This window comes from Dactylosporangium aurantiacum (genome assembly GCF_000716715.1).
Lineage (GTDB): Bacteria > Actinomycetota > Actinomycetes > Mycobacteriales > Micromonosporaceae > Dactylosporangium > Dactylosporangium aurantiacum.
Genome location: NZ_JNYJ01000061.1, coordinates 1 through 25,326, shown reverse-complemented (window position 1 = coordinate 25,326; position 25,326 = coordinate 1). Strand labels below are relative to the sequence as shown.

At 72.4% G+C, this 25,326-nt stretch carries 19 protein-coding genes; 6 read left to right on the top strand and 13 right to left on the bottom strand.

The window, feature by feature from the left end:
• Positions 1–12: 12 nt before the first annotated feature.
• Genes OP18_RS44510 through OP18_RS44495 form a run of 4 tightly spaced genes read right to left on the bottom strand, consistent with a single transcriptional unit; the run spans position 13 to position 5,871 of the window.
• The gene (locus OP18_RS44510) at positions 13–816 is read right to left on the bottom strand and encodes a TIGR03936 family radical SAM-associated protein (protein WP_081971642.1); all 804 of its coding nucleotides are present in this window, start codon (positions 814–816) and stop codon (positions 13–15) included.
• Entirely contained in the window at positions 809–2,770 is a 1,962-nt protein-coding gene (locus OP18_RS44505) for a TIGR03960 family B12-binding radical SAM protein (protein ID WP_033365475.1), read from the bottom strand. The genes OP18_RS44510 and OP18_RS44505 overlap by 8 nt, the downstream gene beginning before the upstream one ends.
• Before the next feature lie 26 nt (positions 2,771–2,796).
• The gene (locus tag OP18_RS44500; RefSeq protein ID WP_033365473.1) at positions 2,797–5,142 is read right to left on the bottom strand and encodes a glycoside hydrolase family 65 protein; all 2,346 of its coding nucleotides are present in this window, start codon (positions 5,140–5,142) and stop codon (positions 2,797–2,799) included.
• Positions 5,143–5,871, bottom strand: coding sequence for a beta-phosphoglucomutase family hydrolase (locus OP18_RS44495; protein WP_033365472.1), 729 nt, complete (start codon positions 5,869–5,871; stop codon positions 5,143–5,145).
• A gap of 85 nt (positions 5,872–5,956) precedes the next feature.
• Between OP18_RS44495 and OP18_RS44490 the strand changes: the two genes are divergently transcribed.
• Positions 5,957–6,799: a hypothetical protein gene (locus tag OP18_RS44490; RefSeq protein ID WP_033365469.1), complete on the top strand. Its 843-nt coding sequence runs from the start codon at positions 5,957–5,959 to the stop codon at positions 6,797–6,799.
• A 72-nt stretch (positions 6,800–6,871) separates the two neighbouring features.
• Here OP18_RS44490 and OP18_RS44485 read toward each other — a convergent pair whose 3' ends face one another.
• From OP18_RS44485 to OP18_RS44475, 3 genes are all read right to left on the bottom strand, one after another.
• A complete protein-coding gene (locus OP18_RS44485; protein ID WP_052388265.1) occupies positions 6,872–7,594 on the bottom strand; it encodes a lysophospholipid acyltransferase family protein in 723 nt (240 codons plus the stop codon).
• A 108-nt stretch (positions 7,595–7,702) separates the two neighbouring features.
• Complete coding sequence (locus OP18_RS44480; protein ID WP_033365467.1) at positions 7,703–8,605, bottom strand: DMT family transporter; 903 nt, start codon at positions 8,603–8,605, stop codon at positions 7,703–7,705.
• Entirely contained in the window at positions 8,602–9,237 is a 636-nt protein-coding gene (locus OP18_RS44475; RefSeq protein ID WP_033365464.1) for a B3/B4 domain-containing protein, read from the bottom strand. The genes OP18_RS44480 and OP18_RS44475 overlap by 4 nt, the downstream gene beginning before the upstream one ends.
• A gap of 41 nt (positions 9,238–9,278) precedes the next feature.
• On the opposite strand from OP18_RS44475, the gene OP18_RS44470 reads away from it, so the two are divergent.
• Positions 9,279–9,884 (top strand): helix-turn-helix domain-containing protein, encoded by a 606-nt coding sequence (locus OP18_RS44470; protein ID WP_033365462.1) that lies wholly within the window; start codon positions 9,279–9,281, stop codon positions 9,882–9,884.
• Here OP18_RS44470 and ileS read toward each other — a convergent pair.
• Positions 9,871–12,981, bottom strand: coding sequence for an isoleucine--tRNA ligase (gene ileS / locus OP18_RS44465; RefSeq protein ID WP_033365460.1), 3,111 nt, complete (start codon positions 12,979–12,981; stop codon positions 9,871–9,873). The genes OP18_RS44470 and ileS overlap by 14 nt on opposite strands.
• A gap of 408 nt (positions 12,982–13,389) precedes the next feature.
• Between ileS and OP18_RS44460 the strand changes: the two genes are divergently transcribed.
• Positions 13,390–14,913, top strand: coding sequence for a chitinase (locus tag OP18_RS44460; protein WP_033365458.1), 1,524 nt, complete (start codon positions 13,390–13,392; stop codon positions 14,911–14,913).
• Positions 14,914–15,081: 168 nt separating this feature from the next.
• On the opposite strand, the gene ndk is transcribed toward OP18_RS44460, so the two are convergent.
• On the bottom strand, positions 15,082–15,495 hold the full coding sequence (gene ndk, locus OP18_RS44455; RefSeq protein WP_033365457.1) for a nucleoside-diphosphate kinase: 414 nt from the start codon (positions 15,493–15,495) through the stop codon (positions 15,082–15,084).
• A 235-nt stretch (positions 15,496–15,730) separates the two neighbouring features.
• Here ndk and OP18_RS44450 point away from each other — a divergent pair, with 235 nt between their 5' ends.
• Positions 15,731–18,178, top strand: a complete 2,448-nt coding sequence (locus OP18_RS44450; RefSeq protein ID WP_033365455.1) for a VOC family protein — start codon at positions 15,731–15,733, stop codon at positions 18,176–18,178.
• Here the strand turns inward: OP18_RS44450 and OP18_RS44445 are convergent.
• The 4 genes from OP18_RS44445 to OP18_RS44430 form a co-directional block, all read right to left on the bottom strand.
• Complete coding sequence (locus tag OP18_RS44445) at positions 18,175–19,143, bottom strand: helix-turn-helix transcriptional regulator (RefSeq protein WP_033365454.1); 969 nt, start codon at positions 19,141–19,143, stop codon at positions 18,175–18,177. The two genes, OP18_RS44450 and OP18_RS44445, sit on opposite strands and share 4 nt — an antisense overlap.
• A 3-nt stretch (positions 19,144–19,146) precedes the next feature.
• Complete coding sequence (locus OP18_RS44440) at positions 19,147–19,491, bottom strand: DUF4233 domain-containing protein (RefSeq protein WP_033365453.1); 345 nt, start codon at positions 19,489–19,491, stop codon at positions 19,147–19,149.
• A complete protein-coding gene (locus OP18_RS44435; RefSeq protein ID WP_033365451.1) occupies positions 19,488–20,810 on the bottom strand; it encodes a bifunctional folylpolyglutamate synthase/dihydrofolate synthase in 1,323 nt (440 codons plus the stop codon). Before OP18_RS44435 ends, OP18_RS44440 begins: the two co-directional genes overlap by 4 nt.
• Before the next feature lie 85 nt (positions 20,811–20,895).
• Positions 20,896–23,514: a valine--tRNA ligase gene (locus OP18_RS44430; protein WP_033365450.1), complete on the bottom strand. Its 2,619-nt coding sequence runs from the start codon at positions 23,512–23,514 to the stop codon at positions 20,896–20,898.
• 72 nt (positions 23,515–23,586) lie between these two features.
• Here OP18_RS44430 and OP18_RS44425 point away from each other — a divergent pair, with 72 nt between their 5' ends.
• Both OP18_RS44425 and OP18_RS44420 read left to right on the top strand, forming a co-directional pair.
• Positions 23,587–24,459 carry a hypothetical protein gene (locus tag OP18_RS44425; RefSeq protein WP_033365448.1) on the top strand — a complete coding sequence of 291 codons (873 nt, stop codon included), beginning with the start codon at positions 23,587–23,589 and terminating at the stop codon, positions 24,457–24,459.
• An 87-nt stretch (positions 24,460–24,546) separates the two neighbouring features.
• Entirely contained in the window at positions 24,547–25,209 is a 663-nt protein-coding gene (locus tag OP18_RS44420; protein ID WP_052388263.1) for a hypothetical protein, read from the top strand.
• Positions 25,210–25,326: the final 117 nt, after the last annotated feature.

Below are 25,326 nucleotides of genomic sequence, written 5' to 3'. Positions count from 1 at the left end.
CAACCTCGCCGACTACACCAGTGACGAAGCCCCGACGGCGACCGCCGGCCGATCCGCATCGAGCGGATCGACGAACTCCCCCTGCGCGGTCAGCACGCCCTGAGCCAGTCGGGTCGCACGAGGCGGGACCGGAGGCTCCAGGTCGGCTACTACACGCAGACCGGACAGCACGTCGTCGGGTCGCACGGTCGGGGTTCCCTGCCGCACGACAAGGTCGAGTATCGCACACGGTGCGTCGGTGACCTCGGAAGGTGTGTCACCGGGGCTCGTGACGACCTCGGCGACGGCCAGCCGGACGACGGCCGCGCGCGTGTCGAAGACCCGCTTGCCCTGTTTCGTGAGCCGCTCCACGAGCACCTCGGGGGCGTCCAGGAAGGCCTGGACCGCCGCCTGCGCGCCGGCCGGCTCGATGCCGGGCAGCTCGATGCGCCACGCCGACGCGTCGATGCGGTCGGCGAGGCTGCCACCGCCGTTGAGCGGCGACTGGACGGCCTCGAGCACGTCGAGGCCGGGTGACAGCGCCGCGTCGAGGGCAGCGCGCAGCTCGCCGGGGTCGACCACGGCCCGCAGGCCGATCTCCAGGTACTCGGCCTCGCTCGCCACGCCGGTCGGCGCCGCCGAGGCGTAGGAGACCTTCGGGTGCGGGGTGAAGCCCTGCGAGTAGGCGATCGGCACGTTGGCGCGCAGCAGCGCCCGCTCGAACGCGCGAGCGAAGTCACGGTGTGAGGTGAACCGCATCGGGCCGCGCTTGGCGTAGCGCAGCCGGATCCGCTGCACGACCGGGTCCTGGCCGCCCTCCGGTTGCCGCTTAGCCATGCTGGTGCGCCTTGGGCGTGCGCAGCCCCACCCCGACCGGGGTCAGCGGCAGCAGCTGCTTGCCGGTGGGACCGATCTGGATCTCGGTGTCCTGGCTCGGGCACACGCCGCAGTCGAAGCACGGCGTCCAGCGGCAGTCGTCCTGCTCGAACCCGGTGAGCGAGTCCTGCCAGTCCTGCCAGAGCCAGTCCTTGTCCAGGCCGGAGTCGAGGTGGTCCCACGGCAGGACCTCGTTCTGGTCGCGCTCGCGGGTGGTGAACCAGTCCAGGTCCACGCCGTAGCCCGGCAGCACCGCCGCGGCGGCGTCGACCCAACGCTGGTACGAGAAGTGCTCCGACCAGCCGTCGAAGCGGCCGCCGGCCTCCCACACCCGCCGGATGACCGCGCCGACCCGCCGGTCGCCCCGGCTGAGCAGGCCCTCGATCAGCGAGGGCTGGCCGTCGTGGTAGCGGTAGCCGATCGCCTTGCCGAGGCTGCGGTCACTGTTGATCGCCTGCTTCAGCGCCCGCAGCCGGTGGTCGATGACCTCCGGGGTCTCCATCTTCGCCCACTGGAACGGGGTGTGCGGCTTCGGCACGAACCCGCCGATCGACACCGTGCAGCGGATGTCGCGCGAGCCGGTGGCCTCCCGGCCGGCCCGGATGACCTCGTGCGCCAGCTTGGCGATCTGCAGCACGTCGTCGTCGGTCTCGGTCGGCAGGCCGCACATGAAGTAGAGCTTCACCTGCCGCCAGCCGTTGCTGTACGCCGTGACGACCGTGCGGATCAGGTCCTCCTCGGTGACCATCTTGTTGATCACCTTGCGGATCCGCTCCGAGCCGCCCTCGGGCGCGAACGTCAGGCCGGTGCGGCGGCCGTTGCGGGCCAGCTCTTGGGCGAGGGTCACGTTGAACGCGTCGACCCGCGTGGACGGCAGCGACAGCGAGACGTTGGTGCCCTCGTACTGCTGGGCGAGGCCCGAGCACATGTCGCCGATCTCCGAGTGGTCCGCGGAGGACAGCGAGAGCAGGCCGACCTCGTGGAAGCCGGAGAACTCCAGCCCCTCCTGCACCATCTGCCCGACGGTGGTGATCGACCGCTCCCGCACCGGGCGGGTGATCATGCCCGCCTGGCAGAAGCGGCAGCCGCGGGTGCAGCCGCGGAAGATCTCCACCGCGTAGCGCTCGTGCACCGTCTCGGCGAGCGGCACCAGGGGCCGCTTCGGGTACGGCCAGGCGTCCAGGTCCATCGTGGTGCGCTTGTGCACCCGGAACGGCACGTCGGCCCGGTTGGGCACGACCCGCTGGATGCGCCCGTCGGGCAGGTAGTCCACGTCGTAGAAGCGCGGCACGTAGACCGACTCGGTGCGGGCCAGGCGCAGCAGCAGCTCGTCGCGGCCGCCCGGCGAGCCCTCGCCCTTCCACTGCCGCACGATGGCGGTGATCTCCAGCACCGCCTCCTCGCCGTCGCCGAGCACGGCGGCGTCGATGAAGTCGGCGATCGGCTCCGGGTTGAACGCGGCGTGGCCACCGGCGATGACGACGGGGTGCCGCTCGTCCCGGTCGCGGGAGTCCAGCGGGATGCCGGCCAGGTCGAGCATGGTCAGCATGTTGGTGTAGCCGAGCTCGGTGGCGAAGGAGATGCCGAACAGGTCGAACGCCGTCACCGGGCGGTGCGCCTCGACGGTGAACTGCGGCACACCCTCGGCGCGCATGAGCGCCTCCAGGTCGGGCCACACCGCGTACGTGCGCTCGGCGAGCACGTCGGGCTGCTCGTTGAGCACCTCGTAGAGGATCTGGACGCCCTGGTTGGGCAGGCCGACCTCGTAGGCGTCCGGGTAGGACAGGGCCCACCGCACGGTGGCGGAGTCCCAGTCCTTGACGACCGCACCGAGCTCACCGCCCACGTATTGGATCGGCTTGCTGATCCGGGGCAGCAGACGCTCGAGTTGCGGGAAGACGCTCCTGACGCTCACGAGCTACCAGGGTACGCGCCCGTCGGTCACGCCGTCCGGTGGCGCCGCCGCGGCTCCCGGCCGGCCGGCTGGTGCGGCGCCGGGGTGGCCGGTCGCGGCGGCGGGACCCGCAGCGTGACCGGCTTGTCCGGCTCGACGGTGAACTGCTCGCCGTGGTGACGCAGCGTCATCTTCCCGGAGTCCACGGTGTACGTCGCCTCCTGGTGGTCGACCACGACCCGCAGGATGCTGCCGTGGCAGGTGATCGCGAACGACATCCGGTCGAGCCGGTCCGGCAGCCGCGGCATGAACGACAGCTCCCCGCCGTGGTCGCGCATGCCGCCGAAGCCGGCGACCAGCGCCAGCCAGGTCCCGGCGAGCGAGGCCATGTGCAACCCGTCACCGGCGTTGTGCTGCAGGTTGTACAGGTCGACGAAGGCCGCCTCGCCGAGGTAGTCGTACGCCAGCTCGGTGTGCCCGACCTCGGCGGCCATGACCGCCTGCGTGCACGCCGACAGCGACGAGTCGCGGACCGTGCGCTCGTCGTAGTAGGCGAAGTTGCGGGCCTTCTGCTCGGCGGTGAACGCGTCGCCCCGCCAGTGCATGGCCAGGACCAGGTCGGCCTGCTTGACGACCTGCTTGCGGTACAGGTCGAAGTACGGGTAGTGCAGCAGCAGCGGATAGTGGTCGGCGGGCGTGCCGGGGAAGTCCCACTCCTGGTGGCGGGTGAACCCGGCGGACTGCTCGTGCACCCCCAGCTCGGTGTTGTAGGGCAGGTGGACCCGGGCGGCCGCGTCGCGCCACGACGCGATCTCCTCGTCGTCGACGCCGAAGGCGTGGGCGGCGTCCGGGTGCCGCTCGGCGGCGCTCGCGGCGGCGAGCAGGTTCTGCTGCGCCATGAGGTTGGTGTAGATGTTGTCGTCGGCGATGGCGCTGTACTCGTCGGGCCCGGTGACGCCGTCGATGTGGAAGACGCCGTGCCGGTCGTGGTGGCCCAGCGAGCGCCACAGCCGGGCCGTCTCGACCAGCACCTCCAGGCCGAACTCGACCTCGAAGGCGGTGTCGCCGGTGGCCCGCACGTACCGCTCGACGGCCGCGGCGATGTCGGCGTTGACGTGGAAGCCGGCGGTGCCGGCCGGCCAGTAGGCGGAGCACTCCTGGCCGCGGACCGTCCGCCACGGGAAGGCCGCCCCGGCCAGGCCCAGCTGCGCGGCCCGGTCGCGGGCCATCGACAGCGTGTCGTGCCGCCACCGCAGCCCGTCGCGGGCCGCCAGCGGGTGCGTGTACGTCAGCACCGGCAGCACGAAGCTCTCGGTGTCCCAGAAGACGTGCCCGTCGTAGCCGCGGCCGGTCAGGCCCTTCGCGGCGATCGGCCGCGCCTCGGCCCGCGCGCCGGCCTGCATCAGGTGGAACAGCGCGAAGCGCACCGCCTGCTGGATCTCCGCGTCTCCGTCGAGCTCGACGTCGGCCTGCGCCCAGAAGCCGTCCAGGAAGCGCCGTTGCGCGGCGAGCAGGCCGTCCCAGCCGCCGAGGCGGGCGCCGGCGATAGCGCCGTGGACCTGGTCGCGGATCGCCTGCCGGGAGCGCTGGCTCGACCAGCCGTAGGCGAGGTACTTGACGATCCGCAGCCGCTGGCCGGGCTGCAGCTCGCAGGCGAACGTGGTCCTCGCCCAGTCTGGCGTCGCCTCGGTGTGCGACCGCACCGGCACCGGCGCCTCGACCTCGTGGTCCATCTCCGCGCCGAGCCGCAGCCAGCTGGCCTTGGTGCGGTGCAGCAGCTGGGCGTTGAGGTCGCGGGCCGCGTGCTCCTCCGACTCCAGGGCGTGGCCGAGCACGGCGGCGACCCGCGGGTCCTTGCTCGGCTCCGGGGTGTCCTCGTTGGCGACCAGCTCCGACTGCACGATCACCCGGGCCGGGCCGTCGACAGGCTCGACCTCGTACAGGAACGCCGCGACCGACCGCTGCTCCAGCGACACCAGCCGGGTGGTGTGCACCTTGATGCGCTGCCCCGCGGGCGACACCCAGTCGACGTCGCGCCGCAGCGTGCCGGCGCGCAGGTCCAGGACCCGCTCGTGGCCGAGCAGGTTGCCGTACCGCACGTCGAAGGGTTCGTCGTCGACGAGCAGGCGGAACACCTTGCCGTTGGTGACGTTGAGGATGCTCTGGCCCTCCTCGGGGAAGCCGTAGCCGGCCTCGGCGTAGGGCAGCGGGCGCTCCTCGTAGAACGAGTTGAGGTAGGTGCCGGGCAGGCCGAACGGCTCGCCCTCGTCGAGGTTGCCGCGCAGCCCCAGGTGCCCGTTGGACAGGGCGAACAGCGACTCGGTCTGGGCCAGGTCGTCGAGGTCGAGACGGGTCTCACGGACCACCCACGGCTCGACCGGGAACATCGCCATTCACCCCTCCAGCAGGACGTCGAGATCCGGCACGACCACGTCGGCGCCGGCGGCTCGCAGGTCGTCCGCGTGCCCGCCGCCGATCCGGTCGACGCCGACGACGCAGCCGAACCCGCCGGCCCGGCCCGCGGCGACCCCGGCGAGGGCGTCCTCGAACACGGCGGCGTGCTCCGGCGCGACGCCGAGCTCCTTGGCCGCCTCGAGGAACGTGTCGGGCGCGGGCTTGCCGCGCAGGCCGCGTTCGCGGATGGTGCCGCCGTCGACCCGGACCTCCAGCAGCGGTGCCAGCCCGGTCGACGTGATGACCTGCAGGGTGTTGGCGCTGGAGCTCACCACCGCGCGGCGCAGCCCGGCGCCGGCCGCCGCGTGCAGGTAGCGCACGGATCCCGGGTACGGCTCCAGCCCTTCCTTGATGAGGGTGAGCAGCAGCGCGTTCTTGCGGTTGCCCAGGCCGTGCACGGTCTGCGCGTCAGGCGGGTCGCCGGGCGTGCCCTCGGGCAGCGCGATGCCGCGGGAGGCGAGAAAGTCCCGGACGCCGGCCTCGCGGGGCTTGCCGTCGACGTAGTCGTTGTAGTCGGCGACCGGGTCGAACGGCCGCTGCCCGGCCCGCCCTTTGAGGAAGTCGTCGAACGTCCTGGTCCAGGCCGTGTTGTGGATGACCGCGGTCGGGGTGAGCACCCCGTCGAGGTCGAACAGGCAGGCGGTCACGCGTTGCGGTAGCCCGAGCACATCCCCACCGTATCCATGTCGGCCACCCTCCAAACCCGGCGGCGGCGCTCTGCGGTCCGTGCACCGGGTAGCTAGCCTTCAGGATGTGACGCTCCCGGATGAATCGCCGACCGAACGCCAGCCGGCCACGCCGACGTGGGTGGGTTCGGCGTCGGTGCCGCCCGGCGGGTCACGCCGCCGACGGCAGTGGGAGGACACCCTCGACCTGCCCGCCGCGCCCCGCACCGTGCCGCTGCCGCCGGATCCGTCGCCGCCGGAGATCCGGTACGTCCCGGTGCCCCAGTACGGTCCGCCGCCGCCCGGGTACCGCCCGCCGTCGGGGCACCGGCCGCCGGCCGGCTACGGGCCGCCGCCACCGCAGTACCGCCCGCGCAAACGGCGCTGGCCGTGGGTGATGCTGCTGCTGCTCACCCTGTGCGCAGGCTGCTGCGGCGGCTCCTACGCGTGGGCCCGCCCGTACTGGGTGCAGTACCCGGCGTCGATCCAGGTCGACGCGACGGTGCCGGGGCTCACCCGGACCGGCGACGCCAACGCGAGGAAGGCGGCCACCGACATCCAGAAGGCGCTGACCTCGGACCACCCGGACGAGTCGGGCTTCACGGTGACCTACACCGACGCGTCGAACCGGCAGCTGCGGGTCATCGTCGCCGGCGCCACCCGCTTCATCACCGACCCGACCCGCGACCTGGAGGCGAGCATCCGCAAACTGCCCGCCGCGCTGCAGGTCGGCGCCGTGCGCGACATCGACCCGGGCCCGTTCGGCGGCGAGCAGCGCTGCGCCCCGGCCCGCTTCGACGGCCGGTCCGCGACCGTGTGCGGCTGGGCCGACCACGGCGTCATCGCGCTGGCCGTCTTCCCGGGCAAGTCCCTGGAGCAGGCCGGCACGCTGACGCACAACATCCGCGGCTCCATCGTGCGGCGCGACTGACCCGCCGCGTCGCGGGTCACCCGCCGGCGGCCACAGCGCACATGACGTTCACCTCGCCGCGGCGCGGGCCTTTCAGTCCGCCGAAGCGGCGGTGCCGTTGTGCCCGTTGGCGGCGGCGATCTGGTCCGGGCGTTTCGGGGCGTACCGGGCGACGTACTCCTGCCCGGTGAGCTGCTGGATCGCGTTCATCAGCTTCAGGGTCAGCTCGCGCAGGCCGCGGCTGTCGACCTCGCCGCCCTGCCACTGGCTCAGGTCCAGCGGCTCGCCGACGCGCACCTCGACGGTCGGCCCGAGGCGGGGCACCGACGCGCCGATCGGCTGGATCTTCTCGGTGTTGAGGATGCCGATGGGGATGATCGGGGCGGGCGCGTCGAGGGCGAGCTTCGCCACACCGGGGCGGCCGCGGTACAGCCGGCCGTCGGGCGAGCGGGTGCCCTCGGGGAAGATGCCCAGCACGTGGCCGGCGCGCAGGACCGGCAGCGCGGCGTCGAGGGCCATCAGGCTGGCCCGGCCGCCGGAGCGGTCGACGGGGATCTGGTTCAGCCCGTACATGACGTTGCGCATGACGGCGCCCTTGACGCCGGGTGCGACGAAGTACTCGTCCTTGGCCAGGAAGTAGACGTTGCGCGGCATGAAGGCGCCCATCAGCACCGAGTCGATGACCGACTGGTGGTTGCTGGCGAGGATCGCCGGGCCGGTGGCCGGCACGTTGTCCAGACCGCTGATCTTCGGTCGCCAGAGCAGGCGGGACACTGGTGAGATCGCGAACTTGCCGACCGCATAAAGCGCGGACAAAGGGCCTCCACCAGGCTCAACAGACGATGCCGCCCACTGTAGACGGCAAGGGTCGCCAGGTCAGCCGGAGAGGTCACACCGTGGGCAACACCACCCGCCCCGGATGACTCAGGAGGCGACCAGCACCAGCGCGGTCGCCGCCAGGCCGAGTCCGGCGAGCTGCACCGGACGCAGCCGCTCCCGGTCGACGAGCATCGCCAGCAGGACGGTGCTCACCGGGTACAGCGACGCGATCGGCGCGATGATGCTCAGGTCGCCGCTCTGCACCGCCACGATGTAGAGCGCGTTGGCGGTCATGTCGAGCATCCCGGCGACAAGCAGCCAGCGCAGCGGCGCGCCGGCCAGCCGCGCGGCGCCGGGGGCACGGCGGCGGCGCACGAGCAGCGGCCCGCCGACGGCGAGCGCGGCGAGCTGGGCGCCGAGCACGGGCCACATGCCCGCGTAGCCGCCGGCGGCGTCGCCGGCCCTGGACAGGCAGATGAAGAACAGCCCGAACGCGACGCCCGCCCCGAGCGCCAGCCCGAGCAGCCGCCCCGCGCCCGCCTGCCCTCTGCCGCCGACGCCGGGCCCGGTGCCCGCACCGTCATCGAGATCCGTGTTGTCGCCCGGGACCAGGCTGACCAGGCCGATCGCGGCGATCGCGCAGCCCGCCCCGGCCAGGGCGAGCCCGCCGGGGCGCTCGCCGAGCAGCAGCCCGGCGCCGACCGGCAGCAGCGCCGTGGTGACGGCGCTGACGGGGGCAACGATCGTCATCGCCCCGCCGGCCATCGCCCGGTAGAACACCATCATCCCGGCCACGCCGAACACCCCGGCCGCCGCGCCCCAGCCCAGCACCGCCGGGTGCACGGTCGCGGGCATCAGCACCAGGTACACCAGCAGCAGCGGCACCGCGGCCGCCTTCGACAGCACGACCACGGTCACCGCGTCGATGCGCTGGCTCGCCTTGCCTCCGGCGAAGTCACCGACGCCCCAGACCAGCCCGGACAGCGCCGCGAGCACCACCGCAATCACGAGAGCCGCTCTATCGTCACGCTGTCGGCGTCGAGAAGTTCGGCGAGCATGGCGGCGGCCGGGGTGAGGTCCGTGTCGAGGCCCTCGAGCAGGAACACGGCCGACGTGGTCGCGGCGGTGATCGCGGTGCGGCGGCCCTGGCGCCAGTTCCACCGCCGGCAGGTCACGCCGAGGTCGTCGCGCCAGATCACCTCGCCGGGCTCGGGGGTCTCCACGACCGGGGCGCCCTCCTTCACGGTGTCGAAGGGCTCGTCGCCGGTGGCGCGCACCAGCCGCTCGACGCCGGCGAGGGCGGCCCGGTCCTCCCCGCCGATCGGCACGGCGAAGCGGATGCTCACGGCGTTGTACGCGTCGACGAGCCGGTCGACCACGGGCACGTCCCCACGCGCGGCCCGCTTGCGCAGCGCCTCGGCGGAGCAGGGGGTGCGCTGCGGCTTGGCGCCGAAGGCCCGATAGACGTCCCGCCACGCCTCCAGGGGCGCGGTCAGGTCACCGGCGTCCCTGATCGCCTGGTGCAGCACGGCACCGTCGCTCGGACCGTTGCGCAGCCCGTCGGCGAGCACGGCGAGGACGGTAGCCTCATGGCCCACGGACCGGCACAGGTCGAGCACCTCATCGGCGATGGCGAACATATGCCAGTCGTATCACAATATTGACCGTGGAGGAAAATATTTTGACCGACGACGTGACTCAGGTCGCCCAGGCCGCGATCGCCCGGCACGTGAAGGGGCTGCGGCAGGGGCGTCGCTGGTCCCTCGACGAGCTGGCCAGCCGGTCGGGGGTCAGCAAGGGCATGCTCGTGCAGATCGAGGGCGCCCGGACCAACCCGAGCATCGGCACGCTGTGCCGGATCGCGGAGTCGTTCGGGGTGAGCATCGGCCGGCTGCTGGAGTCGGAGCCGGAGCCGGTCGTGAAGATCGTCGGCGCCGACGAGCCCCCGGTGCTGTGGCGCGGCGCGGCCGGCGGGACGGGCCGGCTGCTGCGCGGCGTCAACGACCCGGCGTTCGTCGAGGTCTGGGAGTGGCGGCTGCCGCCCGGGGAGACGCACGACTCCAGCGACCACTCGGTCGGCACCCGGGAGCTGATCCACCTGCGGGAGGGCTCGCTCGTGGTGACGGTCGACGGCACCGAGCACACCGTCGGGCCCGGCGAGACGATCGACTTCCGGGCCGACCGCCCCCACGCCTACCGCAACGCGGCGGACGTGGAGGCGGTCCTCACGATGGTGGTCGTGATGCCCGAGGGCGAGTTCGACCGGCGCGCGCCTAGACCTTCGTGACCAGCACCCGGACGGGCTGACCCTCGCCGACCTCACCGGCGAAGCCGTCCGGCACCGCGCCGAGCTCGACCGTGTCGGCCAGGACCTCGCCGGCGACGAACGCGCCGTGCACGGCCAGCACGTCGGCCAGCCCGTCGGCGTCCACGGCGACCGTGATGCGGTCCGACACGTTGAGGTCCGCCTCGCGCCGGGCCTGCTGCACGACCCGGACCAGGTCGCGGGCGAGCCCTTCGGCGGCCAGCTCGGGGGTGACCGTGCTGTCCAGCACCACCACGCCCTCGCCGCCGGGCAGCGGCGCGGACTGGGTCGGGTCGGCCGCGACGAGCTTCAGGTCGTACTCGCCGTCCTGCAGGGCGACCCCGCCGGCCACGACGTCGCCGCCGGCGGAGCGCTGCCAGTCGCCGGCCTTGACCGCCTTGATCACCTGCTGGACGTCCTTGCCCAGGCGGGGCCCGAGCACCCGCGGCACCAGCGTCAGCACCGGCGTGCAGTGCGCGGCGACGTCACCGGTGAACACGACCTCCTTGACGTTGACCTCGTCGGCGACGAGCGCGGCGAAGGGCCGCAGCGCCTCCGCCCGCGGGGTGGCCACGGTCAGCGTCGACAGCGGCAGCCGCACCCGCAGGCCCCGCGCCTTGCGCAGCGACAGCGCCGCCGAGCACACGTCGCGCACCGCGTCCATGTCGGCGACCAGCGCGTGGTCCGCCGGGAACTCCTGCGCCGACGGCCAGTCCGTGAGGTGCACCGACCGCTCGCCGGTCAGGCCGCGGTAGATCTCCTCCGCGGTCAGCGGCGCGAGCGGCGCCACGACCTGCGTCAGCGTCGACAGCACCGTGTAGAGCGTGTCGAACGCGTCGTGGTCGCCGGACCAGAACCGGTCGCGGGAGCGCCGCACGTACCAGTTGGTCAGCGCGTCCAGGTAGGAGCGCACGGTCGCGCAGGCCCCGGACAGGTCGTAGGCGTCCAGCTGCTGCTGCACGCCTGCGACGAGCTCGCCGGTCTTGGCCAGCACGTACCGGTCGAGCAGGTGCGTGCTGTCGGTGCGCCGCCGGGCGCTGTACCCGTCGGCGTTGGCGTACAGCGAGAAGAAGTACCAGACGTTCCACAGCGGCAGCAGCACCTGCCGGACCGCGTCGCGGATGCCGACCTCGGTGACCGGCATGTCGCCGCCGCGCAGCACCGGCGAGGACACCAGGAACCAGCGCATCGCGTCGGAGCCGTACTCGTCGAACACCCGGTACACGTCGGGGTAGTTGCGCAGGCTCTTGGACATCTTGCGGCCGTCCTCGCCGAGCAGGATGCCGTGGCTGACGCAGTTGTTGAACGCGGGCCGGTCGAACAGCGCCGTGGCCAGCACGTGCATGGTGTAGAACCAGCCGCGGGTCTGGCCGATGTACTCGACGATGAAGTCGCCCGGGTAGTGGTGCTCGAACCAGTCGCGGTTCTCGAACGGGTAGTGCACCTGGGCGAACGGCATCGACCCGGACTCGAACCAGCAGTCCAGCACCTCCGGGACCCGGCGCATGACCGACTGCCCGGTCGGGTCGTCCGGGTTGGGCCGGGTCAGGCTGTCGATCTCGGGCCGGTGCAGGTCGCCGGGGCGCACGCCGAAGTCGCGCTCCAGCTCGTCGAGCGAGCCGTACACGTCGACGCGCGGGTACTGCGGGTCGTCGGACTTCCAGACCGGGATCGGCGAGCCCCAGAACCGGTTCCGGCTGATCGACCAGTCGCGGGCGTTGGCCAGCCACTTGCCGAACGAGCCGTCCTTGATGTGCTCCGGCGTCCAGGTGATCTGCTGGTTGAGCTCCACCATCCGGTCGCGGAACGTGGACACCGCCACGAACCACGACGACACCGCCTTGTAGACCAGCGGCGAGTCGCAGCGCCAGCAGTGCGGGTAGGAGTGGCTGTAGGTGTCGTGGCGCACGACGACGCCGGCGGCCTTGAGGTCGCGGATGACCGGCTTGTTGGCCTCGAAGACCTGCATGCCCTGGTACGTGGGGACGAGCGAGGTGAACCGGGTGTGCTCGTCGACGGTGACGACGGTGGGGATGCCGACCGACGCGCAGGCGGTCTGGTCGTCCTCGCCGAAGGCGGGCGCCATGTGCACCACGCCGGTGCCGTCCTCGGTGGTGACGAAGTCCGCGCCGATGACCTGGAAGGCGTTGGGGGTGTCGGCGAGGAAGTCGAACAGCGGCGTGTACCGGCGCCCGACGAGCGCGGCGCCCTTGACGCTGTCCACCTTGACGGCGTTGGCCAGCTCCTTCTCGTACGCCGCGACCCGCGACTCGGCCAGCACGTACCGGACGCCGGCCTCCTCGTAGACGGCGTAGTCGATGTCCGGGCCGACGGCCAGGGCGAGGTTCGACGGCAGCGTCCACGGGGTCGTCGTCCAGGCGAGGATCCGCTCGCCGGTCTCCAGCTGGAAGGCCACGGTCAGCGCCGGGTCCTGCCGGTCACGGTAGACGTCGTCGTCCATCCGCAGCTCGGTGTTGGACAGCGGCGTCTCGCAGCGCCAGCAGTACGCGAGCACCCGGAAGCCCTCGTAGACCAGACCCTTGTCGTGCAGGGTCTTGAACGCCCACATGACGCTTTCCATGTAGTCCAGGTCGAGCGTCTTGTAGTCGTTGGTGAAGTCGACCCAGCGTGCCTGGCGGGTGACGTAGCGCTCCCACTCGTTGGTGTAGCGCAGCACCGACTCCTTGGTCGCGGCGTTGAACTTGTCGACGCCCAGCTGCAGGATCTCGGCCTTGGTGGTGATGCCGAGCTGCTTCTCCGCCTCGACCTCGGCGGGCAGGCCGTGACAGTCCCACCCGAAGCGCCGCTCGACCCGGAAGCCGCGCATCGACTTGTACCGCGGCACGACGTCCTTCGCGTAGCCGGTCAGCAGATGGCCGTAGTGCGGCAGGCCGTTGGCGAACGGCGGCCCGTCGTAGAACACGAACTCGTTGGCGCCGTCGACCCCGGCCTCGCGCTGCTCGACGGAGGCCTCGAACGTCTTGTCGGCGGCCCAGTAGTCGAGCACGCCCCGCTCGACCTCGGGCAGGTTGGGGCTGGCCGGCACGCCGTGCGCCGCGTTGTGCATCGGATAGGCCATCGGTGGTCGCGCTCCTCGCGTGATGTCAGCTTCCTGAACTCCACGCGGGGACGAACCCTCGCAGGTCCGCGGTACCACCCCGCTTGCCACCTCGCGGTGGCCGCTCGTTGGCCGGCTGTCACGGGCCGGTGCCCGTCCGGTTCTACTGAGGCCGGCACGCCGGCCCGTTCTTCCGGAGGCTCGCCGGTGATGGCCGGGTCGACGCCTGTGCGTTGAGGATAGCGCGCCGGTCACCCGGGTTTCTCCCGCCGCCCGTCACCCTGCCCACCGGCGGTGTGGCGGGCGGCGCCGGCGCGTTTCGGCGGCAGGCATAAAGAATAGTAAAGAAACCTTGACATTAAATCCCGGCTGGCGTTTGGTGACATCACACGTCGACGCCCATCGACGCCACCCCCACCTGGAGCCACGATGCGCCCACGCACCATCGCCCTGCTCGCGGGGACCGCAGCGGCCGCGCTGACCCTCGCCGGGGTCGCCGTCGCGCTGCCCGCCTCCGCCGCCGAGCTGCTCACCAACCCTGGTTTCGAGACCGGCAACGCCAACAACTGGAGCTGCGAGCCGGCCGCCGCCGTCACGTCCGGCGCCGCCCGCTCCGGCACCTACAAGCTCACCGGCACCCCCGGCGGCACCACCGCCCGGTGCCAGCAGACGGTGTCGGTCCAGCCGAACACGAAGTACACCTTCTCCGGGTACGTCAACGGCTCGTACGTCTTCATCGGCGTCACCGGCGGCGTCGACGCGAGCACCTGGACGCCCGGCACCAGCGGCTACCAGCAGCTGTCGGTCGCGTTCACCACCGGCGCGACGCAGACCTCCGCCGTCGTCTACGTCCACGGCTGGTACGGCCAGCCGGCGTACACCGCGGACGACTTCTCGCTCAACGGCCCCGGCGGCACCCCGCCGACCACGCTCGAGCCGACCACGCCGTCGGCGTCGCCGTCGCGGTCCACGTCACCGTCACCGTCGGTGTCCCCGTCGCCGTCCAAGTCGCCGTCGACCTCGCCGTCGCCGTCCACGTCGGTCCCGCCGAGCCCGCTGCCGAAGCACTTCCTCACCGGCTACTGGCAGGACTTCGTCAACAGCGCCGCGCAGCTGAAGCTGCGCGACGTGCCCAGCGAGTACGACCTGATCGACGTCGCGTTCGCCGAGACCGGCACCCAGCCCGGGCAGCTGACGTTCGCGGTCGACCCGCAGCTCGCCGCGGCCGTCGGCGGCTACACCGACGCGGAGTTCAAGTCCGACATCGCCACCCTGCACGCCCGCGGCAAGAAGGTCATCCTGTCCGTCGGCGGCGAGGCCGGCCGGGTCACCGTCGGTGACGCGACCGCCGCCACGAACTTCGCCAACAGCGCGTGGACGCTGATGCAGCAGTACGGCTTCGACGGCATCGACATCGACCTGGAGAACGGCCTCAACCCCACCTACATGGCGCAGGCACTGCGCTCACTGCGGGCCAAGGCCGGCGCGAACCTCATCATCACGATGGCGCCGCAGACGATCGACATGCAGTCCACCGGCAGCAGCTACTTCGCGCTGGCGCTGTCCATCAAGGACATCCTGACGGTCGTCTACACCCAGTACTACAACTCCGGCAGCATGCTCGGCTGCGACCAGATGGCCGCGTACTCGCAGGGCACCGTGAACTTCATGACCGCCCTGGCCTGCATCCAGCTGGAGAACGGGCTGCGCCCCGACCAGGTGGCCCTCGGCCTGCCCGCCGGGCCCGGCGCGGCCGGCGGCGGCGTGGTCGCCCCGACCCTGGTCAACCAGGCGCTGTCGTGCCTGGCGACCGGCACCAGCTGCGGCACGTTCAAGCCGCCGCACACGTACCCCGGCATCCGCGGCGCCATGACCTGGTCGATCAACTGGGACGTCACCAACGGCAACGCCTTCGCCAAGACGGTCAAGCCGCACCTGGCGACGCTGCCCTAGTCCGCACGCTCCCGGCCCAGGGGTGGGACGGGCGGGCCCCGCGGCCGGGGTCGAGACCGGCCGCGGGGCCACCGGCAGAGCTTTCTTCCCCAACACAGTGAAGGGGACGGGTGTCCCAGCACCCGTCCCCTTCGCTTTTTGTCCGCGGGGTGATTTTCCGAGGGTGAATTACTCCGCGAGCTCCGGGAACCACAGCGAAATCTCACGCTTCGCGCTGTCGACGGAGTCCGACGCGTGCACGAGATTCTCGCGGTTGGACAGCGAGAAATCGCCGCGGATGCTGCCCGGCGCGGCCTTGCGGCCGTCGGTCGAGCCGATCAGGTTGCGGATGACGGCGATCGCCTCGTCGCCGGAGACGACCAGCGCCACCAGGTCGCCGCTGGTCATGAAGTCCCGCAGCGGCGGGTAGAAGTCCCGCTCGACGTGCTCGGCGTAGTGCTGGTCGGCGAGGGCCACGTCCATCGTGCGCAGCCGCATCGCGTCGATCGCGAGGCCCTTGCGCTCCAGACGGCCGATGATCTCGCCGACCAATCCACGACGCACGGCATCAGGCTTGATCAAAACGAGCGAACGCTCCGCCACGACGTGCCTCCAAGATCGGTCCGGTTCGCCCCTGAGCCTACCGAGCGTCACCGCCTCCGACCCGCCAGGGTGCCGAACACTTCCGTTCCGGCGATGATCAGGCATAGCCTGATGTCAGTCGTCTGGGGAGGTCGACTTGCCGTCCAGCAATCGTGCACAGGACACCGGCAGCAGGAAACTCGTGATCGCACTGCTCATCGTGGTCGGCGGTTTCCTGGCATTCTGCGGATTGGGTATGACCAACGCCTTGGTGGTGGCGTTGGGCGTCATCGTGGCCGCCGCCGGCCCGGTGCTCATCCTTGTCCTGAACTCGCGCAACAAGGTGCGGCAATACGTTTACGGCACAGCGAGGGTCGCCGATATCTCGCCGCGCCCGACGACCGACGGCCGGACCGCCCGCGGCCGGCTCAAGCTCGTCGTGCGCGCCACCGGCGTCAACGGCGTCACCGTGTCCACGGTCGACCCGGCGATCCCCCTCGACAAGTGGCCCGACGCCGGCGCGACCCTGCCCGTCCAGGTCCTCAAGGGCAACCCGCGCAAGCTCGCCATCGTCTGGGACAAGGTCCAGTCGCACCAGGACGCGCAGGCCTCGGAGCGCCGCACCACCGGCAGCACCCCGCGCTACTCCGTCGACGGCGACGAGCTCGCCGTCGTCGACTCCCCGACCGACGAGTACGAGCGCCGGCGCGCCCAGGCCGCCGACGGCGGCACCCCGGACGACGCTGCTGACGGAAGCGGCTTCGGTACGCCCAGCGCCGGCATCCCGGGCGGCGGCGGGGGTCTCGGCGGCGGCACGGTGTACGAGCGGCCCGCCGAGGAGCTGCCGCCGGACAACCGGCCCACGCTCACCGACCTGCCCCCGATCGCGGCGCCGGTCATCGAGCCGGTCCGGCTCTCCGGCCGCTCCGACCGGATCGGCCAGACCAGGCCCGCCCCGCGACCGACCTCTCCCGCGGGCACCGGCACCGGCCTCGCCGCCACGGCCGCCCCAGGCACGGCCACCCCAGGCACGGCCACGACGAGCGGCGCGGTCACCACGACCGGGCCCGGCACGGCCGCCGCGACCGGCCCGGAGAGCGCCGGTGGCGCCGGCGCGACCGGCACGGCGATGACGAGCGCGGCCGGCCTCGGCGCGGGCCCGGCGGCCGCCGTCACGTACGCCGATCCCGGGCCTCCCGCGGTGGCCGACGGGTCCGCCGGGGAGCCCACCACCGAGGACACCCCGCCGATGGTGGTCCGGCTGCCGTCCAACCCGGTGCACGGCGGCGCCCGCCGGCGGCCGAGCCCCCGGCCCCGCCCCGGCACCCACGACCGCGGCCCCGGCCGCCCGGCACAGGCACCGCCCGCCACCGCCGCGGAGGAGACCCCCGCCGCGGTGACCGAGGAGAAGGCGGCGGCCGGGAGCACCCCCGCGGCCGATGAGGCGCCGCCGGCGGTGACCGAGGAGGCCACCGCGACGTACACGATCCCGGAGGCCGGCTCGACGCTCTCCCCACCGCCGGACCTGCCCGAGTCGGACCTGCCTTCCTCCGAGCCGTCGAGCGGGCCGGTCAGCGAACCGGCCGGTGAGACGGCCACCGGACCGGCAGCCGTCACCATGACCAAGCCCGCCTCCACCGGCGCCCCGGCCGCCGCCTCGCCGGCACCCGGCGATCCGGCGGTCGATCCGGCGGTCGAGTCGGCGGTGGAGGGCGGCGTGGAGCTGCCCGGCGACCGGCCGGCGGGCACCGCGACGCTCGCGTCGGGGCTCACCTGGTGGCCGGACCGCGAGACCGAGCAGCTGCCGACCAGGATGCCCCGCGCCGAGCACACCCCCGCCGCCGGCCTCGACGCGGACCAGCCGCCGACCACCACCGACGAGACCACCACCGACGAGACCGCCACCACGACCGGCGCCACGACCGGCACGACCGCCATGACCGGCGACCCGGCGCGGGCCGTCATCCCGCCGATCCCGCTGCGGTCGGCGAACGAGGCGTCCGCCGCCCTCGCCGGCGAGCCCGACGACGAGCCCGACGACGACGAGCCGGCCGGCGACGTACCGGCGAACACGGGCCCGACCTCGGTCCGCCCCTGGGGTGCCGTGGACGCGGGCCGCACCACGTCGGCGTGGTCAGGCAACGGACACGTCCGCTCCCTCACCTGGCCGGTGTCGACCGACGGCGATGACGAGCCGGTCCGGCCGGACCCGTACGCCACCGAGCACTACGTCGACGACGCGCCCGAGGACCAGCTCGAGGAGCAGCCGCCGTCGGAGGGCGCGGTCGGGCAGTTCCTGGCCGCCCGGCAGCAGCCGCAGTCGATGCCGCTCGACGGCGTCAACGGGGTCAGCATCACGCTGATCGTGTCCGACCTGGAGCGCTCCCGGCGGTTCTACCGCGACACGCTGGGCCTCACCGAGCTCGACAGCGGCCCGACCGCGGCGGTCCTCGCCACCGGCGACGCCAGGGTCGTGCTGCGCCGGGTCGCGGACATGCCGCCGGTGGACCGCCGGGTCGTCCACCTGAACCTCGAGGTGCCCGACGTCTACGAGGCGTACGAGCGGCTGCGCGAGCAGGGCGTCGACTTCGTCCACCGGCCGCGGGTCGTCCCGCAGGGCGAGCAGCTGGAGCTGTGCTCGGCGACGTTCCGCGACCCCGACGGCCACGCGATCGCGCTGACGAAGTGGGAGCTGCGGCGTTAGGCGTACCGGCGCAGGGTCTCCTCGGCGGAGCGGCGCATGAGGTCGCGCAGCTCCGCCGGCTCGAGGACCTCGACGTCGGGGCCGAAGCGGCCCAGGTCGACCCGGGCGTGCTCGAAGGACTCGATCGGCAGGACGACGCGGACCCAGCCGTCGGCGTCGGGCGGGCCTGCGGTGTCGCGCAGCGCCCGCTCGGCGACCGGGCCAAGCATCCACCACATGCTCGCGGCGCGCGGCCCGACCAGGACGGTCGCGTCGCCGCCGCGGTACAGGGTGCGCTGCAGCCGGTCGGACCACTCGGTCCAGTAGCCGCGCAGGTCGAAGCCGGCGGGGCGCTCGAAACAGCCGTCGAGGACGTCGACGGCGTCGATGCGGGAGATCCGGTACGCGTTGACCCGTTCCCGGCCGCGGGCGACGACGTACCAGGCGGTGCCCTTGAGGACCAGGCCGAACGGTTCGATGGTCCGCTCGACCCGGGTGCGGTCCCACTTGCGGTACGTGACCCGCAGCGGCCGCTGGTCCCACACGGCCCCGGCGACCGCGTCGAGGTGCGGCGGCGCCTCCGGGTCGCGGAACCAGCCGGGCGCGTCGACGTGCACGCGTTCCTGGATGCGGGCCGCCGTGGTGCGTTGCTCCAGCGGCATCGCGGCGAGGAGCTTGAGCTGCGCCGCCTCCAGGGTGGGCCCGAGGCCGAGGTGCCCGGCGGTGGCGCCGCTGCCGGCGAGGAACAGCGCGGCCGCCTCGTCGGTGGTGAGCCCCGTCAGGGTGGTGCGGTAGCCGTCGACGAGCTGGTACCCGCCGGCGGGCCCGCGGTCGGCGTACACGGGGACACCCGACGCGGAGAGCGCCTCGATGTCGCGGTAGACGGTGCGGACGGACACCTCGAGCTCGTCGGCGATCTGCTGCGCGGTGAGCCGGCCCCGGGTCTGCAGCAGCAGGAGCGTGGACAGCAGCCGGCTCGCCCGCATGCGTCAGGGTTTGTTCGCGTAGACGGCCCGGCGCACGTACAACACGTACGCCCAGCTGAGCCCGAACACGATGCCGAGCACGAGCAGCGACCAGTGCAGGACACCGCCGGCGAGCAGCGCCACCGGCACGACCAGCGCCGCCGGCCACGCCCAGTCGTGGCGCAGCAGCCCGCACAGGGCGAAGCTGAGCACGGCGAGCCCGGCGCAGAGCCAGATCGCCGCCGCCGACTGGCCCAGCTTCGCCAGCGGCAGCAGCGCCAGCAGCAGGACGAGCCCCTCGACGACGAGGGTGGCCGCGCCGACCCCGCGGACGGCGCCGCCCGGGTTCTTCAGCCCCGGGGTGCTCATCGCTTCAGCAGCCCGCGGGCGTCGGCGACGGTCACGACCGAACCGGTGACGAGGATGCCGATGGTGCCGGGGACCGCGTTGTCGGACTCGGCGAGCGCGACCGCGGTGTCGATCGCGTCGGGCAGGTCGGGCACCACGTGGACCCGTTCGGGCCCGTACAGCTCCTCGGCGATCGCGCCGAGCTGCGCGGCGGACATCGCCCGGGGCGAGCTGTTGCGGGTGCAGACGATGCTCTCCGTGATCGGCTCGAGCAGCTCCAACATGCCCTCGACGTCCTTGTCGGCGAGGGCGGCGACGACCGCGACGAGGCCGTTGAACGCGAACTCCTCGTTGAGCGCGCGGACGGTGGCGCGCATGCCGGCGGCGTTGTGGGCGGCGTCGACGAGGATCGGCGGCGAGTTGCGGACCCGTTCGAGCCGGCCGGGTGAGGTCGCCCCGCCGAACCCGTCACGGACCGACTCGGCGTTGAGGGCCCGCTCGGCGCCGGCGCCGAGGAACGACTCGACGGCCGCGAGCGCGATCGCCGCGTTCTGCGCCTGGTGCTCGCCGTGCAGCGGCAGGAAGATCCCCTCGTACGTGCCGGACAGCCCCTGCAGCGTGAGGACCTGCCCGCCGACGGCGAGGTCGCGCTGCACGACGCCGAACTCGCGGCCCTCCCGGGCGATGGTCGCGCCGACCTCGGCGCAGCGCTCCAGGATCGGGCCCATCGCCTCGTCCGGCTGCGCCGCGCAGATCAGCGTCGATCCCTTGTGGACGATCCCGGCCTTGGCCAGGGCGATGTCCTCGATGGTGTCGCCGAGCCACTCGGTGTGGTCCAGGCCGATCGGCGTGATGACGGTCGTCTGCGCGTGCAGGACGTTGGTGGAGTCGTCGGCGCCGCCCAGCCCGACCTCGACGACGGCGACGTCGACGGGCGCGTCGGCGAACGCGGCGAACGCCATCGCCGTCGTCATGTCGAAGTACGTGAGCGGCGCGTCACTGCGGGCGTCGAGGTACTCGGCGAGGGGCTGGACCTCGTCGTAGATCTCGACGAACCGCTCCTCGCTGATCGGCTCGTCCTCGATGCTGATCCGCTCCCGGATCGACTGCAGGTGCGGGCTGGTGTACCGCCCGGTCCGCAGCCCGTGCGCGCGCAGCAGCGAGTCGATCATCCGGGCCGTCGACGTCTTGCCGTTGGTGCCGGTGATGTGGATCGCCGGGTAGGCCCGCTGCGGGCTGCCCATGAGGTCGAGCAGCCCTTCGATGCGGCCGAGGTCGAACACCATCCGGGTGAAGCCCCGCCCGTTGAGCTCCTGGTCGACCTCGCTAAACCTGCTCATGCCGTCACCTCCGCTGCGCTCCGGCGCCGGCCTGAGCCCCGCCCTGCACCCATGGTTCGCAGCCCTCCGCTACGCTCCGGACCGCTCACAGCGCGTCCAGCTGCCCCGTGATGCGGGCCAGGTCGGCCTCGGCGGCGGCGAGCCGCTGGCGGATCTTCTCCACGACCGCCTCGGGTGCCTTGTCGGTGAACGCCGGGTTGTCGAGCTTCGCCCGGCACTGCGCGGCTTCCTTCTCCGCGGCGGCCTTGTCCTTGCCGAGGCGGGCCCGCTCGGCGGCGACGTCGATCGTGCCGCGGGTGTCGAGCTCGACGGTGACGCCGACGCTCACGCTGAGCTTCGCGGTGGCCGCGAACTCGTCGCCCGGCGTCTCCAGGCGCGCCAGGGACCGGATGAGCCCCTCGTGCGCGGCGAGCCCGGCGGCGTCGAGGCCCTCCAGGCGGGCGACGACCCGCTGGGCGGGCTTGACGCCCTGGTCGGCCCGGAACCGGCGGACCTCGGTGACGACCCGCTGCAGGTCGGCGACCTCCCGCTCGGCGGCGTCGTCGATCAGCGTCCGGTCGGCGGCCGGCCACGCGGCCCGCACCAGGGTCGGCGCGCCGGTGAGCGTGGTCCACAGCTCCTCGGTCACGAACGGCGTGATCGGGTGCAGCAGCCGCAGCAGCTGGTCCAGCACGTGGCCCAGCACCCGCTGCCGCTGCGGGGTCATGGCCGGCTTCGACAGCTCCAGGTACCAGTCGCAGACGTCGTCCCACGCGAAGTGGTACAGGGTGTCGCAGACCTTCGCCAGCTCGAACGCCTCGAACTGCTCGTCGACCTCGGCGATGACGTGCTGCAGCCGGGACAGGATCCACCGGTCGACCGTCGACAGCCCTTCGGTGGGCAGGTCGCCCTCGACCGTCGCGCCGTTGGACAGGCCGAACCGGGTCGCGTTCCACAGCTTGTTGCAGAAGTTGCGGGCGCCCTGCACCCACTCCTCGCTGACGGGCACGTCCGCGCCGGGGTTGGCGCCGCGGGCGAGGGTGAAGCGGGTCGCGTCGGCGCCGAACCGATCGATCCAGTCCAGCGGGTCCACCACGTTGCCGAACGACTTCGACATCTTCTTGCCGTGCTGGTCGCGGACCATGCCGTGGAGCATCACGACGTTGAACGGCTGCCGGCCGTCCATCGCGTACAGGCCGAACATCATCATCCGGGCGACCCAGAAGAACAGGATGTCGTAGCCGGTCACCAGGACGCTGGTCGGGTAGAACTTCGCCAGGTCCGGGGTCTCGTCGGGCCAGCCGAGCGTGGAGAACGGCCACAGCGCCGAGGAGAACCACGTGTCCAGGACGTCCTGGTCCTGGGTCCAGCCCTCGCCGGCCGGCGGCTGCTCGTCGGGGCCGACGCAGACGACCTCGCCCTGCGGGCCGTACCAGACCGGGATCCGGTGCCCCCACCACAGCTGCCGGGAGATGCACCAGTCGTGCATGTTGTCGACCCAGCCGAAGTAGCGCTTGGTGAGCTCCGGCGGCTCGACCCGGACCCGGCCGTCGCGCACGGCGTCGCCGGCGGCCTTGGCGAGGGGTTCGGTGCGCACGAACCACTGCAGCGACAGCCGCGGCTCGACGGTGGTGCCGCAGCGCTGGCAGTGGCCGACGGCGTGCACATACGGCCGCTTCTCCGCCACGATGCGCCCTTCGGCGCGCAGGGCGGCGACGACGGCCGGCCGGGCCTCGAACCGGTCGAGGCCGAGGAACGGCCCGTGCACGGTGACGACGCCGTGCTCGTCCATGATCGTGAGGCTCGGCAGGTCGTGCCGCTGGCCGATCTCGAAGTCGTTGGGGTCGTGCGCCGGGGTCACCTTGACCGCGCCGGTGCCGAACGCCGGGTCGACGTGCGGGTCCGCGACGATCGGGATGCGCCGGCCGGTGAGCGGCAGCTCGACCTCGGTGCCGACGAGGTGCTTGTACCGCTCGTCGTCGGGGTGCACGGCCACCGCGGTGTCGCCGAGCATCGTCTCGGCCCGGGTGGTGGCGACCACGATCGCGGTGTCGCCGTCGCCGTAGCGGATCGAGACCAGCTCACCGTCGTCGTCGGAGTGCTCGACCTCGATGTCCGACAGTGCGGTCAGGCACCGGGGGCACCAGTTGATGATGCGCTCGGCCCGGTAGATGAGACCGTCGTCGAAGAGCCGCTTGAAGATGGTGAGGACGGCCCGGGACAGGCCCTCGTCCATGGTGAACCGCTCACGGCTCCAGTCGACCGAGTCGCCGAGCCGGGTCATCTGGCCCAGGATCTTGCCGCCGGACTCGGCCTTCCACTGCCAGACCTTCTCCACGAACGTCTCGCGGCCCAGGTCGTGCCGGGACTGCCCGGACACGGCGAGCTGCCGCTCCACGACGTTCTGGGTGGCGATGCCGGCGTGGTCCATGCCGGGCAGCCACAGCGTCTCGTAGCCCTGCATCCGCTTGCGGCGGGTGAGGGCGTCCTGGACGGTGTGGTCGAGGGCATGGCCGATGTGCAGGGAACCCGTCACGTTCGGCGGGGGCAGCACGATGGCGAACGGGGGCTTGTCGCTGGCCGCGTCCGCGGTGAACAGACCGTCGGCGACCCACTGCTCATACCGCCGCTGTTCTACCTCTGCTGGCGCATACTGGGCCGAGAGCACCGAGGCAGTGGGGGCGGTCGGCTCGGCTGCGCCGGGCGTCCGTTGAGTCTCCGTCACATAGCGAGTCTAGAACTTCGCATGCGGGGTCTACGCTCGCCAGTGCCCCCTCACTCAGGAGACTGATCGACGGTGACTTACCCGCCTCGCCCGTCCGACGACGAGCCTCGTTCGCAGCCGTTCCAGCCGCAGTCGTACGACCTGGCGCCGGAGTTCGGCACGCAGCAGACGCCGAGCGACGGGTCCTACCAGCAGCAGCCCGGGCCGTACGGTCCACCGCAGTCGTACCCGGCGCAGCACCAGCCGTATCAGCAGCCCGCGTACCAGGATCCGTACCAGCCGTCGGCACCGCCGTACCAGCCGCAGCCGTACCAGCAGCAGCCTTTCCAGCCGCCGGTGCCGGGTCCCGCGTTCCCGCCGCCGCCTCCGCCGCCCGCCCGCCGGGGCAAGGGGCTGAAGATCACACTGGGCGTGCTCGGTGCCCTGTTCCTGGTCTGCGCGGTGATCTCGTGCGTGTTCCTGTACCCGGTCATCTCGGCGAGCGGCACCACCGTGACGGCGCCGGCGACGCTGCCCGGCGGTCTCACGAAGGAGACCTCCGACCAGATGCAGACGATCGTCGACCAGATGGAGGCCGACCTGCGCAAGGACGTCGGCGACGTGGACCAGGTCGCGGCGGGCATCTACAGCGACGGCGACCCGCAGAAGCTCGTCGTGCTGGTCGCGGCGACCTCGACGGTGGTCTTCCCCGACGACGAGATCAAGGACGCGTTCAAGGGCTTCAACGCCTCCGCCGGCGGCTCGCTCGGCGGGCAGACCAGCTACCCGGCCGGTGACCTGGGTGGCACGGTGAAATGTGCGACCGGCACGGAGGACAACATGCCGATGACGTTGTGCGCCTGGGCGGACCACGGCAGCGTCGGCATCGCCGTCTTCGTCGGCCGCGAGCTCCAGGAGGCCGCCGACCTGTTCCTGAGGATCCGGCCGGCCGTCGAGAGTCGCTGATCGTCGTCTTCCGCTCGGGTACGGGCAGGGGCCGGGCCGCCACGGTCCGGCCCCGCCGCGTATGCCGGGCCTTGCTACGCTGCGCCGATGGTCGATCTTCCGGGCATCTCCGACGACGCCTTCGAGGCTTCCGACGACGACGATTCCCGTGGTGACGGGTCCGGCTCGTCGATCAACGTGAAGAAGGTCGCGATCGTCTGCGGCGCGCTCGCCGGGGTCGCCCTGCTCGGCTCCGCGGTCGTCTACGGCCCGACGATCCTGCGGGTCAGCCAGCAGAGCGACACGACGGTGTCGACGCCGCCGCAGGTCGGCCCCTTCACCCTGTTCTCCACCGACGACGCGACGCAGACCGCGGAGTACGTCCGCGACGCCGTCGTCACCCAGGTGAGCCTGGACAAGAGCGTCGGTGCCATCTACCGGGACCAGAACGGCCCGTCCGAGGTGCGCACGGTCATCCTGGTCGCCGGCACCGGCCGGATCTGGAAGCCGGAGCGTTCCCTGGAGGCGGCGTTCAAGGCGGTCGCCGGCCCTGACCCGGGCGACGCCGGCATCCGCGACGTCCACGACGTCGACGCGGGAGAGCTCGGCGGGGTGGCCCGGTGCGGTGAGATCGTCGACAAGGACGGCTCGATGGCCGTGTGCGGCTGGGCCGACAATGGTTCGCTCGGCGTGGCCCTGTTCCCGGGCCGGCAGATGACCGACGCGGAGAAGGCGCTGCTGCAGCTGCGCCCGGCGGTCGAGAAGCGCTGAGGTACCGGGCCTTCGGGCCCGGTCATTTCCTTGTCCGGATACGCGAGTAGCCCCCACCATTCGGTGGGGGCTACTGCGAAGGTTTGTCCGGCGGCGTCCTACTCTCCCACACTCTCT

What these genes read in the sequence shown, in the direction of transcription:
- OP18_RS44510 (WP_081971642.1), bottom strand. Translation starts at nt 816, where the DNA reads ATGGCTAAGCGGCAACCGGAGGGCGGCCAGGACCCGGTCGTGCAGCGG.
- OP18_RS44500 (WP_033365473.1), bottom strand. Translation starts at nt 5,142, where the DNA reads ATGGCGATGTTCCCGGTCGAGCCGTGGGTGGTCCGTGAGACCCGTCTC.
- OP18_RS44475 (WP_033365464.1), bottom strand. Translation starts at nt 9,237, where the DNA reads ATGTTCGCCATCGCCGATGAGGTGCTCGACCTGTGCCGGTCCGTGGGC.
- ileS (WP_033365460.1), bottom strand. Translation starts at nt 12,981, where the DNA reads ATGGCCTATCCGATGCACAACGCGGCGCACGGCGTGCCGGCCAGCCCC.
- OP18_RS44460 (WP_033365458.1), top strand. Translation starts at nt 13,390, where the DNA reads ATGCGCCCACGCACCATCGCCCTGCTCGCGGGGACCGCAGCGGCCGCG.
- OP18_RS44450 (WP_033365455.1), top strand. Translation starts at nt 15,731, where the DNA reads ATGACCAACGCCTTGGTGGTGGCGTTGGGCGTCATCGTGGCCGCCGCC.
- OP18_RS44445 (WP_033365454.1), bottom strand. Translation starts at nt 19,143, where the DNA reads ATGCGGGCGAGCCGGCTGCTGTCCACGCTCCTGCTGCTGCAGACCCGG.
- OP18_RS44440 (WP_033365453.1), bottom strand. Translation starts at nt 19,491, where the DNA reads ATGAGCACCCCGGGGCTGAAGAACCCGGGCGGCGCCGTCCGCGGGGTC.
- OP18_RS44435 (WP_033365451.1), bottom strand. Translation starts at nt 20,810, where the DNA reads ATGAGCAGGTTTAGCGAGGTCGACCAGGAGCTCAACGGGCGGGGCTTC.
- OP18_RS44420 (WP_052388263.1), top strand. Translation starts at nt 24,547, where the DNA reads ATGGTCGATCTTCCGGGCATCTCCGACGACGCCTTCGAGGCTTCCGAC.